Below are 13,720 nucleotides of genomic sequence, written 5' to 3' on the forward strand. Positions count from 1 at the left end.
CCCTGATATAGTACTTTCTATGAATGTTCGGACAAATCTGATACAGTGGACTTTGTTTGCGTTACCGTTTTTATCGGCAGCTCAACCGAAGCAACTTATTATATCGGCACGTTCGGGTGATTCAGTTCGGCCAGTCCGACCCGATCAAAAGAGTGTGGAAGCGATTATGCAACCACCCGCAGAAGCTAGTTCGACCGACGTAACAGCGACTGCCAGCGAGTCTCTAAACATTCTGCCGCTATTTGGTGAGCAGCCTAAAACAGCGGCACAGATTGATGAAGAGGTACATTTTTTAAACGACTGTGACCGCAACTTTGCCAGCCGCCCCGAAGCCAGCGATTTTTTTGCAGCGCGTGGTTGGGATTATGTAACCAATGGGCAGCTTGATACAGCTGCCCACCGCTTTAATTTATCGTGGCTACTTAATGATCGAAACGCCGATGCGTACTGGGGATTGGGGGTGATTTGCTATCAGAAAAATCAATTGACGAACGCGATCCGGATGCTAAAAAAGGGCCTCGCGGTAGCTGATAGTAATGTTGTGTTGATGATAGATCTGGCAACGATAGAAATTAAGCAGTATCAGGAAAAGCCAACGAGCGATATGCTAACTGAAGCGGAAGGATATTTGCAACGAGCAGTGTCGATAAGTCCGAGTAGTGCTCCATCGTACCAAAAACTTTCAGTTGTCTCGTATCTCAAAGCTGATTATTTGAAAGCCTGGGATTATTTTCATCAGGCCCGTAATCTGGATCTGTCTGTACTTGATTTAAGCTACTTAAGCGAATTGCTGGCTAAACACCCTGATCCGAAAGGCGTGTTCAAATAACGAGAGACAGCCCATCTACGTTGTAAACGTACTTTGTCAATTTTCACTTTCTTCTTCCTCAATTACTTTTTCCTTCGCTCGTTCGTAGGTCAGTTTACCTTTTTCGTCCCATTCACTAATCGTGTAAGGCTCAAAAGTGGTATCCCATTGATCACGGGCACATTGCGTTAGTTTACGACGCATACGCCGACCATTAGGGTTAACAGGATAATATTCCGTCCAGCGACCAATTTTTACGCCGTTTTCGTATTTCCCCTCCTCGGCCAGCAAGCCGTTTTCGTAAAAAGCCATATAAGGGCCTTTTACTTTGCTGTATTCTATGGGAATAATCTCCTTGATTTTATGATGCGTTGAATCGTAATACACAAGTTGTGACTCTGCCGGAACACCCCGATACCAGCGGACTTTATCTATCAACATAAACTTGCTGTCATATTTCTCCCACCGGCCATCTTTCATGCCGGCATAATAATATCCCTCTTCGACCAGATCGCCGTTCTGATAGCGTTTGTAGGGACCATGCAGTAATAAACCCGCTCCTTCATCACGAACGATAGAGCTTGTTACACGGGCAGATTTCTGATAGTAGCGATAAACTTCCCGAATATAAGGCAATGGCTTAACGGCATCCTTGTCGCGCATGACGTAAAATTCCTCCACAATTGTCCGTTCGCCACTGCCGAGTTTCGTATAAGCTTTAATCATTGACAAGCCTTCATACTCTGTTTTCGACAGTTTATGTTTATTTTTTCGATCAGCTTTTAACTTTTTAAGTTGTTTTACTTTCAAGCCTAAGTCAGGCATAATACCAGCCAAGTAGGCATCTTTCTGCTCTTTCAACGACGACATGGTTGGTAAGCCGAGGGTTGTGAGCGATGAAGGTAGGGACGAGAACCCCGATAATGGAGACGCAGGCGCACCCGACGGAGCCAGGACTGGCTTTGCCGCAGTTGTGAGCGAAGCCGGAGCCGATGGAATCGCTTGGGCCTGTGCAGTAGTCACTTGACCAGTGAATAATAAGATTAAGATCAGTTGTTTCAAGTTAGATGCAAACATGGCATAGACAAACGATTGGTGCCTGAAGTTTGTTAGTTTTGCAACGTTATATAAAGCCGTATTATTTTATCCATCACCGTCTACCTTACAGGCGGCTAAGTTTATCTTGAATTTCTGTGGAAAAACACGCTCGCATTTATGTTGCCGGACACCGAGGTATGGTTGGTTCGGCTCTTGTTCGTAAACTTCAAGCTGAAGGTTTCAACAACATTATCACCCGCACTTCGTCGCAACTGGATCTACGTAATCAGGCAGCAGTGGCGGATTTTTTTCAGCAGGAAAAGCCAGAGTACGTATTTCTGGCCGCAGCTAAAGTAGGGGGCATTCTGGCTAACAATACCTATCGAGCCGACTTTCTGTATGATAACCTGATGATTGAGTCAAACATCATTCACAGCGCTTATAAGACAGCCGTTGAGAAGTTGTTGTTTCTGGGGTCATCGTGCATCTATCCAAAGTTAGCTCCTCAGCCACTTAAGGAAGAATACCTGCTGAGCGGTTACCTCGAAGAAACAAACGAGCCTTACGCGATTGCCAAGATTACGGGCATTAAACTCTGCGAATCTTACCGGAGTCAGTATGGCTGTAACTTCATTTCGGCCATGCCAACGAACCTATATGGTCCCAATGATAATTATGATTTGCAGGGATCACATGTATTACCCGCATTAATTCGCAAGTTTCACGAAGCTAAAATTAATGGGCAACCCACGGTAGAAGTCTGGGGAACTGGCTCTCCAATGAGGGAATTTCTCCACGCCGATGACCTTGCCGACGCGTGCTTCTTTCTTATGGAAACTTATAATGACGACCTGTTTGTCAATATTGGTACCGGTGAAGATGTTACAATTCGCGAAGTAGCTGAACTGATTAAAGAAACAATTGGCTTCGACGGCGAACTCCGCTGGAATACGGATAAACCAGACGGTACTCCTCGTAAACTAATGGACGTGTCGAGACTGCATAACTTGGGTTGGAAACATACAACCGATCTGAAAGAGGGCCTCGAACGAACATACCAGGATTTCCTGGCGAACGAGGTACTGTACGTCGAATAGGGTCTCCCTGCCTGGCATCTCCTGTGCGTCAGTACTTTTTTTAAAAACATCCGATTATAAGACCGCACAGCCTCGGCTGTGCGGTCTTTACTATAACTTCTTGGCTGGATTCCCGAACACTGTCGTTCCAGTCTCGACGTTCTCAACAACAACTGAGCCTGCTCCAACGCGGGCGTTTTTACCGATAGTAACACCGGCTATGATTGTTACTCCACTCCCAATAAAGGCCCCTTCTTCAACAGTTACATCACTATTGATCAAGCTTCCGGTACCCACGTTGACGTAGTCGCCAAGCTTAGCCTTGCTTTCAATAATGACACCAGACTGAATCATGCAATGCTGGCCTATTTCGGCAAACGAATTCACAACGGCTTGGGCGGCAATCAGGTTGCCGTGACCAATAGTGGCCATAGCAGATACAGTTGCCGTATCATGAATGGCATTTACTGGTTGCACCTTGCGCCGTTCGTTGAGCATTTTGACCAGTCTTTTTCGAACGCGACCATCGCCAATAGCGACGAAAGCTTCACACTTTTGACCAATGAGTTTAAGGAAACCATCATCGTCTGTTTCGCCTAACACAGATACATCATTGAACTCTTTGCTATGCAAGTCTTTGTTATCGTCCAGCAAGCCATACACCACTACGTTATTGCGCTGAAACAGGTCTAAAGCCGTCAGTCCCAGGTTGCCTGCCCCGAAAATAAGCACTGGATTTTCCATTTATCTTGGTTTATTAAGTCAATGTGAACCACTTGTTCAACACGCTTATAATGTTAGTAATTTGATAATGCTATGGTAAATCCTATTTAACGTCTGGAGTTTAGTTTCGTTCATGAAATTAAGTACCCAGTTTCGCACGATTGTTCTGTCGGATATACACCTCGGCACAGCCGGGTCGAAGGCAAAAGAAGCCACCGAATTCCTGCGCAACTACTCATGCCAGAAGCTAATTCTCAACGGCGACATCATTGACGGATGGCAATTGAAACAGTACGGGACTTGGAAAAAGAAACATACCGCTTTTTTTAAAACGGTTTTAAGGCAAATCGTTCATTACGACACCAAAGTTATTTATCTACGTGGTAACCACGACGATTTTCTTGATCAGGTAATGCCCCTAAGAGTGGGCAAAAACTTCTCAATCAGGAAAGATTATACACTTACTTCCGGGACAAAAAAGTTCTACGTTACCCACGGTGATGTGTTCGATTCGATCACCTCGCACATGAAATGGCTGGCTTATTTGGGTGATATAGGGTACACGTTTCTTCTGTGGGTTAATAAGTTTTATAACCACTACCGCACCTGGCAGGGCTTGCCTTATTACTCGCTCTCACAACAGATTAAATCCCGCATAAAGCAGGCGGTTAGCTACATCTCCGATTACGAACAGAAACTAACCGAATTAGCCCGCGCCCGAAACTGCGATGGGGTTATTTGCGGACACATCCATCAGCCTGCCATTCACGAACTTGACGGTATTATTTATATGAATTCCGGCGATTGGGTTGAGTCGCTCAGTGCCTTAGTAGAGGACCATAGTGGTAACTGGAGTTTGCTCTATTACACATCCGATTTAGATGAAGTTGAAGAAGCCATTCCATCGAAAGATCAGGACAAACAGGTACCAACTAATAATTTATCCATTCAGATCAATTAATTCCTCCTTATCATGCGCATCTTATTTTTAGTACAGGGTGAAGGCCGGGGTCATTTAACACAGGCATTATCACTGGCCCAGATTTTACGCATTGCTGGTCATGAGGTTATCGGGGCAATAGTTGGTATAACAGCCGAGCGAAGTGTGCCCGCATTTTTTAGTGAGAAGTTTACGGCCCCTATTCTTCCCGTATTCAGTCCTGGATTGGTGTATAACGCAGGTACTAATGCGCTCGAACCATTTAAAACGACATTGATGGCCATTCGAACTATACGTCCCTTCTGGCGTAGTTTACGGCAAGTACGCGACCATATTGACGCACAACGGCCTGATGTAGTTGTTAATTTTTTTGAGATGCTTGGTGGAATGACCTACGCTCTTCTACGACCATCGGCGCCAATGATTTGTATTGCTCATCAGTATATGGCTTTTCACCGCGATTTTCAGCGGCCCGAAGGGCAATGGTTATACCGGCAGGCGTTCAAACTCAACACGCGGCTAACGTGCTTCGGAGCGCAGGAGCTACTCGCACTCTCGTTCGACAAGCAGCCTGATGAGCCAAACGAACGGTTGCGTGTAGTGCCGCCTTTACTACGCCAAGAACTAACTGACCTAAAGCCTACACCGGGCGATTTTCTGTTGGCCTATGTAACACAACCCGGTTTAAAAGTTGAGTTGCAGAAAGCCCACAAACAGAATCCTGAGATTCAGATGGATGCCTTTCATTCGGATGCGACCGGCCCCGATCAGGTGATTGATGAAACGTTGACGTACCACGCTATCGACGGAAAACGGTTTCTGGAGTTTATGGCCCGCTGCAAAGCTATTGTTACGACAGCAGGTTTTGAATCAGTTTGCGAAGCTCTTTATCTGGGTAAGCCTGCCCTGATGATTCCACAACCAAACCATTTTGAGCAAGCCTGCAATGCTATCGATAGCCAACGGGCTGGGGTTGGCGTTGCTTCTGACTGTTTTGATCTCGATCAGTTGTTAACCTATATGCCTCAATATGACCCGCAGGTGAGTGAGCGATTTCGGGCATGGCATGCACAAGGGTATTTTATGTTTTTAGCAGCCCTCAATCGGGCCACTAGACCAACTCGTAAACCATCGGGTGGTTTTTTTCAAACGCGCGTCCGGCACTTGTTGCGTTCATAATTGATATAAAAACTGTAACGGATCTGGATATTGAAAGATATAATTTGTTGTCTGAATTAATTTCCCTACCGAAATAACTTTATAGGGAACGGGTTTTGTAGGCGTGATGAATGTAGGTAACTCATAATTAAAATCAGCGCAACTTTTTCGATAAATAGCTTCACGCGTTGGATGTTGCGGAGCAACAGCATTGAAAGTACCAATTATGCCTTGTTGAACGATAACAGACAAAATCCCCACAGCATCGTTGCGGTGAAGGTAGTTGACCGGTACACCCCCACTCTCCACAGTTCGCCCGGCAACGTATTTCCCGGGAATACGATCATACCCCATTAATCCCCCACAGCGAATTACCGTTACGATTCGCTCTGGCGCAAGGCTCTGTACTAACTGCTCGGCTTGAATTAACGCGGGCGAAGCAGATTGATCGGGATTTGTCACATCATCCTCTAGCATAATCCGGCCTAACTCCGGATAAACCGACGTAGAACTGACATAAATGATATGCTTTATAGGCGACGGTTGTATGGCGTTGGTCAGATGCTGAATTTGCTGCGGGTGAAAATCATCACCTAATTTTCCGGCTTTGGGTGGAACATCAATAATGAGCGTATCGGCTTCGAGTAGAGCCGTAATATCACCAACAGGTTCAGGGTTTAAACGCAGTTGATGCGCATCAATGCCCTTTTGACGCAGCAGCACCATTTTTTCGGACGATGTTGTGCTTCCTTTCACGCTGTATCCTGTCCGCAATAGATCCTCAGCCAAAGGCAGGCCCAACCAACCACAGCCAATAATAGAAATAGTTTTGTCCGGCATATGTTAGAAACCAACGCCAAACGTAAGCGTTCGAACATCGGGGCCTTTATTCACTTGGAAAAGCGGATTTAGATCGTACTTCACAAAAAAATCGACGCTTCGAAGTCCCAGATGCGCTACCAGACCATAACGATAGTTGTTTAGATAATAATCGGAATGGCGACGATCTTTGCTACCATCGGCCTCTTTTATTTTTCGATAGCTATCAAGCCGATAATTAACGTAACCACCCAGTCCAATGTGGCAAATTTTTCGGCCATCACTGTTGTAGAACGTAACGCGGGGCACCACCGGGATACCAATTGTACAAACGGTCAACTTACTTTTCTGCAAGTCCCGACCTGCATCCGGGAACGCTACGCCAGTGGGCGACTTTTCGGCCACATTATTTCCCTCAAACATGAAGTTGTTCCAGGCCACCTCAACGCCATAATACAGCTTTAATGATGCGTATTTGCCCCGAATAAGGGTTGGCATCGCTCCCACCGACAAGGCAATATAGCGTGATCCTATCGGCCGTAGATCATAACTATCTTCGGGATAGGCTGGATTTGAGCCTTGTTGAATGAAATTATTTAAACCAATACTCAACCCATAATCAAAACCGCCACCATCTTTTTCTCGTTTCCGTCGTCGAGCCCGCTCATAATCGCGATCATTTCCATCTCTTTGTTGGGACCATGTTTTGGTTGTGTCACCATTGCTGTTGATAACAATGGTGAATCCATCTTTCTTTTTTGTGACAACCAGCACTGTGTCTTTTAGAAAACGTTCGCCATCCTGAGAAATAGCCGTCTGACCACCAGGTACGGAATCAAGTTTCATACCCATCTCGCGCACAATTTTATTCAAATCGTAGTTTGATAAAGCCTGAATTCCGGCTTTATCTGGCGCGTAGATAACCAGGCGAGTTCGGTTTGCAAAACGAATTACTAATGAGTCAGCCGGATGCGTAGGCATTGCCTGAAGGCCGGATATCATTGTTACGCCTATAATCATCGTAAAAACTATACGTAGAATCTTATTCATTGCTTAACTGATTTATCTTTATCCAAACTGTGTTTCAGGCCGTTGTAAGCCCGGCCCAGCAAACCCCGATCATCATTGCCCGCATTATCCTGACGGGCGAATATCTCCCCTTGTTTAATGCGCTTTACCTGCTGCCATAAACCGCCCGCTTTAGTCTCTTTTTCAAGTTTATCGCTTTGAGCAACTATAGCCGACTCCTCAACCGAAGCCCTAGCTGCTTGCCGAGCCGCAATTAATGCCTGAGGTTCTGCAATTGTGACAACCAATACACGCTCAGTAGCCGGAAGTGATTTCGCGATCGTTTTAGTTTCTGCCACTTGCTCAGTTGTTGCCTGACCGGTTGGTGTTACGATACCAGGCAGTAGTGTGTTGGTTTTTGTTTCAACTTTAGTTGGATTTGTTTGCGCTAAAACTGGTTCATCGGCTACAGTCTTAATTGTCTCTTCACTTGCCAAAGGCCGACTTGCTAAACCAGTATATGATTTATTTCTTCCAGAAGATTTATCAGTAATCGCTACTTGATCTGAATTCACTTCCTGACCAGACAGAGCAGGCATTTTTATATCTGGTGCTACTTTATTTTGTTGCTGATCCAACTGTTTCCGGGCAGACTTCTTCGGTGAAGATATTACCGGTTGATTGGCAGCTACCTGCTCCTGAGATGGTTCTATTGTCCCATCTGTTGGCCAATAAAGCCACCCGAATAAGCACACTACCAATAGACAAGCCGCAGCCGCTATATAGCGCGGCATTGCTGGATTACGCCAGAAGACAACCTGCATATCTGGTTTCTGTTGCCCCATACGTGCCTGTAATCGCTCAAAGCCGTCGGCACTGGGCGGCAATGACATGTTGCCTAATTTGCGGGCAAACAGGTCATCAATTGGCAGTTTTTCTGTATGTTTTTTCATAGGATTCAGACCGAAATTCCTGTTCCACTTTTTTCAAATTCACTTGTAGCATCATCCGGGCACGGCTTAGCTGAGATTTCGAGGTACCCTCTGAGATACCCAGCATTTCGGCAATTTCGGCATGTGTGTAACCTTCAATAGCATATAAATTAAATACTGTCCGGTATCCATCGGGCAATTGGTTAACTAGTCGCAGTAGATCGTTTTCGTTGACCGATGTATCTGCCCACTCATAATCAAGCTCAACTGTAACATCGTCAAGTGATATTTCCTGCCGCCAGTGTTTTGCTTTCCGTAAGAACATCAGCGATTCAGTTACCATAATTCGCCGTATCCATCCTTCAAAACTACCGTCTTCCCGAAACTGCTCTATTTTTTCAAACACCCGCATAAAGCCATCCAACATAACCTCTTCTGCATCAGCACGATTAGCGCAATAGCGTGTACATACTGCCAGCATTTTACCCGCAAACCGTTCATAAACGACCTTGTGAGCGCGGCTTTCGCCCCGCTTCAACGCCACAATGAGTTGTGATTCAGTCGTAAAAAACGGTATAAGTCGAAGCATATTCGTCTAGGTTCATTCACAAGATGCAGGTTAGATAGGTTAAGGTTGCATGGAGAAGAAAAATTTATAACGTTCTTACATTTCTAGCCTATGAACATAAAAAAAGGGCCTTTACAGCCCTTTTATATATTTGATACCAGCTACATAATGCAGCCAGATAACCCTTGATATTCGAAAATTAATTGGTGCAATTAGTATCATTACTGGTGCAATGCTGGCAGCGTATACCCAGCCTTCTGGATCACCACCTAAGTAAAAGAGCAGAAACCCCATTACTAAAGCTATCCCACCAGAAATGGCATAACTAACATACATAGCCCCAATAAAATAACCCGGCTCAATTTCGTAACGCAGGCCACAGTGAGGACAAAGCTCGTACATCTCATCAAACCCACGAGGTGAATAGAAAGGTTTTTTGAAAATTTTACCTTGTCTACATTTAGGACATAGCCCTTTTAACGCGGCCTGCAACCTCGAGACGTCTCCCATACTCACGTTTGCTGTTACGATACCACAAATAGCAGATCGAAGCTATAATGAGGTAGGGAATGATTAACAAATACACAATACCCAAATTCAACTGGGAAGCTACCATACTACGACCGTTACTAACTGTGCTTTCAACCGTTCCCCGGCACATAGCACACTGAGCCATGAGGTCTGGCGTAATGGCCAACAAAACTATAACTACCAACCACACTTTCCAACTTCTCTTATTTTTCATCGAGTTAATGAATATAATACGGCTTAATCATCAGGTAGACGATTACACCCGTAACACTTACATATAGCCAGATTGGGAACGCATATTTTACTGTTTGTTTATGTTTGCTAATCTGACCACTCAACGCAAAATAAACCGCTCGTAATACAAACCAAACTACCACTACAGACAAAACAATGTGCGACACTAGTAAAAAATAATATACCGGTCGTACCCATCCTTCACCACCAAAAGGCGTTGACTCATTAGTTAGATGATAAAGCACATAACTAACCAAAAACAATGATCCAAAAGTAAAAGCCGCCAGCATCGTTCGTTTATGCGCCAGGACATTTTTCTGCCGGATAAAGTAAAACCCCAGAAGAAGAAGCACCGATGTTATAGAGTTAATAATACCATTCAGATGCGGCAAATAAGTTGTCCAAGTACCCAAATTAACCTTCTGGCGAATACCTAGTAATACAGCAACGGCAACGGGAATGGCTACTGAGAGAACAGTAATGACCCGATTAGCCTTTTGCTGTTGAACGGGTTGTAATGCTTCCATAAGCTACAAATTATTCTTTGCTGTAAATATCCAGTAACACCCGAATTTCAAGCACTAATCGATCAACATCTTCCTTATCGGTTCCGTCGTAAAACCCTCTAACAATGCCCTGTTTATCTACTAATACCAACTTTTCGCTATGGATAAAAGTTTCGTCAGGCTTCCCTTCCTTTACGCCTGCATCAACGGTTGGCAGATAGTAACCATGCATGGCTAAATCGTAAATGCTAGCTTTCGTCCCAGTTAAAAAATACCATTTGCCGGGTAATGCTTCGTATTTCTTAGCGTAGGCTTTCAACTGCGCCGGTCGGTCGTGTTCAGGGTCTACCGAGTGCGATAAAAATATAATGCTGGGGTTCTTTCGAAAAATATCCTGAACCCTTGTCAGCTGTGAAGAAATTCGGGGACAAACGGTATTGCAACGCGTGAAGAAGAAACTGGCAACATAAATCTTATTTTTTACGATTGACTCATTTACCGTTTTTCCGTCCTGATCAATTAGACTGAACGACGGAATATGGTTGTAAATCGTATCAGTCACTTGTCTACCATCTGCCAGTGTAACTTTACCCATTAACGGCTCACCTTTTGCTGAATCAATTTTGGGTAAATAGCGGGGCAGTATGAAATGATTTTGGGTCTCAAACCTTAGAAATAGATACAACAAAGCCGGGACCAGCAACGTAGCGAGCAGGATCCCGGCTTTTCGAATGGCCGTCATGATTTATCGTAGTTCAAAAATCGAACCGCCTTCGGTCAATAATGCAGTAAGCAACCAGACAATAAAAATTACAGGTATAACAATGGCCCAAATCAAGCTTTTCACCTCATGCTTAAGGTGCATGAATTCGCCAACGATATAAAATGCTTTCACTAATGTCATCAGAACGAAAATAGATGTTCTGAAACCACCAGCTTTCATAAAATAAGCCAGTGTAAATTCAAATGCTGTAATAACAGAAAGAATTACAAAAGTGCGCCAGATGAGGCCTGTATTTGCGGGTGGTATTTCGCCAACCTCATGCGTTCCATGTGTGTTATCAGTCATGACAAAAGGTGATTAAACTTAAACCAGGTAGAAGAAAGTAAAGACAAATACCCAAACGAGATCGACGAAGTGCCAGTATAAACCTACTTTCTCAACCATCTCGTAATGACCGCGCTTTTCATATAAGCCCGTTGCTGCCCGGTAAAAGATCAGGATATTCAGTACAACACCACTAAATACGTGGGTTCCGTGAAAACCTGTTATGAAAAAGAATAAGTCAGCAAATGCAGGTGGACCGTACTGATTTTCAACTAAGTTCGCGCCAAAAATAGTCCGCTGGATGGTTTGTCCATTCACCAGTTCACTAATCGTTGTACCGGTTTCGGTGCCATGAATAAAGTGACTCCACTCCCAAGCCTGGCTACCCAAAAACGTTATACCACCCAAAACGGTCCACAACATGTATTTTTCTACATCTTTACGGTCCATACGATGCCCGGCTTCTACAGCCAGTACCATAGTTACGCTACTAAAAATGAGGATAAACGTCATGATACCGACGAAAATCAGAGGCAAATCAAGACCATGTAAAAATGGCAGAGAGTTATAAACCTTTTCTGGAGTTGGCCAGTATAGGTTAGAGAACTTGAATACTTCACCATAGATAGCCGGGTCCCAAGCGGGGTAACTATACCGAATCAGGCCATAAGTTACTAGCAAAGCTGAAAAGGTGAAGGTATCCGAAATAAGGAAGAACCACATCATCAGCTTGCCGTAGCTCACTTTCATCGGTTCAACACCACCCATCCAGGTTTTCTTGTCGAACACTTGCTCCGAGTCGGTTGTCAGGGTATCGTGCGTTACAGTAGCCGCCATGCGTCTAAAAGATTATCAATGAAAATAGACTAAAAAGAAAAACAAATACAACCACAAAATGTCTAAAAAATGCCAGTAAGTAGCAGCTATTTCGAGTTGATTCAAGCTCTTGGCATGAATTCGTAGCCGAAAAGCAGCTACCAGCGCAACGACTAGCACAAGCAGACCGGAAATCAGGTGAAATCCATGCAGACCCGTAAAAATATACATGAATGAGCCCGCCGGATTACCAACAAAAAAAACGTTTTCGTTAACTAATTCAATCCATCCCTGGAACTGCATGAATAAAAAAACGACTCCGAGTGCAAAAGTAATAGTTATCGCTATTTTCAGACTGCCAAAGTTATCTTTTTTTGCAGCTATATAAGCCCAATGCATAGTAAGACTACTAATTACTAATACGATTGAGCTATACGTGAAAATAATTGGAACATCATACTCCAGCCAGTTTCCTTCTGCCCGACGCACCAAGTAGGCACTGGTCATGGCAGCAAAGAGCATGATAATACTAACAATGAACAACCACATAATAAACTTGCGGGGGTTCATTGAGAGCGTTTCTTCTGGCTCTTCAATTATAGAAATATCATTAACTAACTCACTCATGGTTTGTTGTTATACTTTATCTAGTAGGTAAACAATCTGTACAACAGGCAAATACAGCAATGAGCCAAACATCATCTGCAAAGCTGCTTTGTCTGTACAGGTTCTCATTAAATGAAACGTTTGCGCCAGAAACAAGATTCCGCCAACCATAGCTACTAGTGCTGAATTAATACCAGTCATGCCAAGAAAGTAAGGTAACCAACCTACAGGAACCAGAAATAACGTATATATCATGATTCTGAAGGCTGTTTCTGTTGTCTTACCATCACCCGGCATCATTTGTATACCTGCCTTTTTATATTCGTCAAAAGCCAGCCAGCCAATTGCCCAGAAATGCGGAAACTGCCAGAAAAATTGAATAGCAAATAATATACCGGGTGCCCATCCAAAATGGTTTGTTGCAGCTACCCATCCAATCATCGGTGGGAAGGCTCCTGGTAATGCCCCTACAAACACGGCGATTTGACCTCTACGTTTTAATGGCGTATAAACAAATCCGTATAATAGTAGAGATAGCACAGCCAATGCAGCTGCCCTAACATTAAAGACTTCAACAAATAAATAGCAGGCAACACTAAAAAGGATAAAGGCAAAAATGGCTGCTTCGTTTACTGAAAGCCGGCCTGTCGGTAATGGGCGAAGGGCCGTACGCTTCATCAATTTATCTGACTCTTTTTCAATTATCTGATTTATGATATTAGCTGCTCCCGTTATACTAATCGAAGCAATAACTAAAACAACTATCTTCCACACCTCAACATGATCAATGGCAAGACAGTAGCCAAATACACCGGAAAATACTACAGCCAGTGTAAGCTTTAATTTTATTAACTCAATGTACGCTTTTGTTTTATCGTTGAGAGTGGCTAAAGCCAATGATTTTTCCAT

General features: G+C 44.1%; 17 protein-coding genes. 4 read left to right on the forward strand and 13 right to left on the reverse strand.

Features of this window, described 5'->3' with window-relative positions; translation table 11 throughout:
• Positions 1-19: 19 nt before the first annotated feature.
• Complete coding sequence (locus tag ACFS25_RS30140; protein WP_381508684.1) at positions 20-829, forward strand: tetratricopeptide repeat protein; 810 nt, start codon at positions 20-22, stop codon at positions 827-829.
• 36 nt (positions 830-865) lie between these two features.
• Here ACFS25_RS30140 and ACFS25_RS30145 read toward each other — a convergent pair whose 3' ends face one another.
• Complete coding sequence (locus ACFS25_RS30145) at positions 866-1,831, reverse strand: toxin-antitoxin system YwqK family antitoxin (RefSeq protein WP_381508686.1); 966 nt, start codon at positions 1,829-1,831, stop codon at positions 866-868.
• A 170-nt stretch (positions 1,832-2,001) separates the two neighbouring features.
• Here ACFS25_RS30145 and fcl point away from each other — a divergent pair, with 170 nt between their 5' ends.
• A complete protein-coding gene (fcl, locus tag ACFS25_RS30150; protein ID WP_381508688.1) occupies positions 2,002-2,943 on the forward strand; it encodes a GDP-L-fucose synthase in 942 nt (313 codons plus the stop codon).
• Between the two features lie 90 nt (positions 2,944-3,033).
• Here fcl and ACFS25_RS30155 read toward each other — a convergent pair whose 3' ends face one another.
• Positions 3,034-3,666, reverse strand: coding sequence for an acetyltransferase (locus ACFS25_RS30155; RefSeq protein ID WP_381508689.1), 633 nt, complete (start codon positions 3,664-3,666; stop codon positions 3,034-3,036).
• A 112-nt stretch (positions 3,667-3,778) separates the two neighbouring features.
• Here ACFS25_RS30155 and ACFS25_RS30160 point away from each other — a divergent pair, with 112 nt between their 5' ends.
• Together ACFS25_RS30160 and ACFS25_RS30165 are read left to right on the forward strand one after the other, a co-directional pair.
• The gene (locus ACFS25_RS30160) at positions 3,779-4,606 is read left to right on the forward strand and encodes a UDP-2,3-diacylglucosamine diphosphatase (protein WP_381508691.1); all 828 of its coding nucleotides are present in this window, start codon (positions 3,779-3,781) and stop codon (positions 4,604-4,606) included.
• A 12-nt stretch (positions 4,607-4,618) separates the two neighbouring features.
• On the forward strand, positions 4,619-5,764 hold the full coding sequence (locus ACFS25_RS30165; protein ID WP_381508692.1) for a glycosyltransferase family protein: 1,146 nt from the start codon (positions 4,619-4,621) through the stop codon (positions 5,762-5,764).
• On the opposite strand, the gene ACFS25_RS30170 is transcribed toward ACFS25_RS30165, so the two are convergent.
• From ACFS25_RS30170 to cyoE, 11 genes are all read right to left on the reverse strand, one after another.
• A complete protein-coding gene (locus ACFS25_RS30170) occupies positions 5,759-6,583 on the reverse strand; it encodes a Rossmann-fold NAD(P)-binding domain-containing protein (protein ID WP_381508694.1) in 825 nt (274 codons plus the stop codon). The two genes, ACFS25_RS30165 and ACFS25_RS30170, sit on opposite strands and share 6 nt — an antisense overlap.
• Before the next feature lie 3 nt (positions 6,584-6,586).
• Positions 6,587-7,612 (reverse strand): hypothetical protein, encoded by a 1,026-nt coding sequence (locus ACFS25_RS30175; protein WP_381508696.1) that lies wholly within the window; start codon positions 7,610-7,612, stop codon positions 6,587-6,589.
• Entirely contained in the window at positions 7,609-8,523 is a 915-nt protein-coding gene (locus ACFS25_RS30180) for a hypothetical protein (protein ID WP_381508697.1), read from the reverse strand. Before ACFS25_RS30180 ends, ACFS25_RS30175 begins: the two co-directional genes overlap by 4 nt.
• Positions 8,492-9,091, reverse strand: coding sequence for an RNA polymerase sigma factor (locus tag ACFS25_RS30185; protein ID WP_381508699.1), 600 nt, complete (start codon positions 9,089-9,091; stop codon positions 8,492-8,494). Before ACFS25_RS30185 ends, ACFS25_RS30180 begins: the two co-directional genes overlap by 32 nt.
• Positions 9,092-9,202: 111 nt before the next feature.
• Complete coding sequence (locus ACFS25_RS30190) at positions 9,203-9,580, reverse strand: DUF983 domain-containing protein (RefSeq protein WP_381508701.1); 378 nt, start codon at positions 9,578-9,580, stop codon at positions 9,203-9,205.
• Between the two features lie 239 nt (positions 9,581-9,819).
• Positions 9,820-10,362 (reverse strand): DUF420 domain-containing protein, encoded by a 543-nt coding sequence (locus ACFS25_RS30195; protein ID WP_381508703.1) that lies wholly within the window; start codon positions 10,360-10,362, stop codon positions 9,820-9,822.
• Positions 10,363-10,372: 10 nt separating this feature from the next.
• Positions 10,373-11,083 carry an SCO family protein gene (locus tag ACFS25_RS30200; protein ID WP_381508704.1) on the reverse strand — a complete coding sequence of 237 codons (711 nt, stop codon included), beginning with the start codon at positions 11,081-11,083 and terminating at the stop codon, positions 10,373-10,375.
• 3 nt (positions 11,084-11,086) lie between these two features.
• The gene (locus tag ACFS25_RS30205; protein ID WP_381508705.1) at positions 11,087-11,410 is read right to left on the reverse strand and encodes a cytochrome C oxidase subunit IV family protein; all 324 of its coding nucleotides are present in this window, start codon (positions 11,408-11,410) and stop codon (positions 11,087-11,089) included.
• Positions 11,411-11,428: 18 nt separating this feature from the next.
• Positions 11,429-12,226, reverse strand: a complete 798-nt coding sequence (locus ACFS25_RS30210) for a cytochrome c oxidase subunit 3 (protein ID WP_381508706.1) — start codon at positions 12,224-12,226, stop codon at positions 11,429-11,431.
• A 15-nt stretch (positions 12,227-12,241) separates the two neighbouring features.
• Entirely contained in the window at positions 12,242-12,832 is a 591-nt protein-coding gene (locus ACFS25_RS30215; protein ID WP_381508707.1) for a cytochrome c oxidase subunit 3, read from the reverse strand.
• A gap of 9 nt (positions 12,833-12,841) precedes the next feature.
• A complete protein-coding gene (gene cyoE, locus ACFS25_RS30220; protein WP_381508708.1) occupies positions 12,842-13,720 on the reverse strand; it encodes a heme o synthase in 879 nt (292 codons plus the stop codon).

The organism is Spirosoma flavum (genome assembly GCF_042686045.1).
Taxonomy (GTDB): Bacteria; Bacteroidota; Bacteroidia; order Cytophagales; family Spirosomataceae; genus Spirosoma; species Spirosoma flavum.

Coding starts and splice junctions, on each gene's coding strand:
- ACFS25_RS30160 (WP_381508691.1), top strand. CDS start 3,779: ATGAAATTAAGTACCCAGTTTCGCACGATTGTTCTGTCGGATATACAC.
- ACFS25_RS30180 (WP_381508697.1), bottom strand. CDS start 8,523: ATGAAAAAACATACAGAAAAACTGCCAATTGATGACCTGTTTGCCCGC.
- ACFS25_RS30155 (WP_381508689.1), bottom strand. CDS start 3,666: ATGGAAAATCCAGTGCTTATTTTCGGGGCAGGCAACCTGGGACTGACG.
- cyoE (WP_381508708.1), bottom strand. CDS start 13,720: ATGGAAAAATCATTGGCTTTAGCCACTCTCAACGATAAAACAAAAGCG.
- ACFS25_RS30185 (WP_381508699.1), bottom strand. CDS start 9,091: ATGCTTCGACTTATACCGTTTTTTACGACTGAATCACAACTCATTGTG.
- ACFS25_RS30170 (WP_381508694.1), bottom strand. CDS start 6,583: ATGCCGGACAAAACTATTTCTATTATTGGCTGTGGTTGGTTGGGCCTG.
- ACFS25_RS30165 (WP_381508692.1), top strand. CDS start 4,619: ATGCGCATCTTATTTTTAGTACAGGGTGAAGGCCGGGGTCATTTAACA.
- ACFS25_RS30190 (WP_381508701.1), bottom strand. CDS start 9,580: ATGGGAGACGTCTCGAGGTTGCAGGCCGCGTTAAAAGGGCTATGTCCT.
- ACFS25_RS30175 (WP_381508696.1), bottom strand. CDS start 7,612: ATGAATAAGATTCTACGTATAGTTTTTACGATGATTATAGGCGTAACA.
- ACFS25_RS30195 (WP_381508703.1), bottom strand. CDS start 10,362: ATGGAAGCATTACAACCCGTTCAACAGCAAAAGGCTAATCGGGTCATT.
- ACFS25_RS30200 (WP_381508704.1), bottom strand. CDS start 11,083: ATGACGGCCATTCGAAAAGCCGGGATCCTGCTCGCTACGTTGCTGGTC.
- ACFS25_RS30205 (WP_381508705.1), bottom strand. CDS start 11,410: ATGACTGATAACACACATGGAACGCATGAGGTTGGCGAAATACCACCC.
- ACFS25_RS30140 (WP_381508684.1), top strand. CDS start 20: ATGAATGTTCGGACAAATCTGATACAGTGGACTTTGTTTGCGTTACCG.
- ACFS25_RS30210 (WP_381508706.1), bottom strand. CDS start 12,226: ATGGCGGCTACTGTAACGCACGATACCCTGACAACCGACTCGGAGCAA.
- ACFS25_RS30215 (WP_381508707.1), bottom strand. CDS start 12,832: ATGAGTGAGTTAGTTAATGATATTTCTATAATTGAAGAGCCAGAAGAA.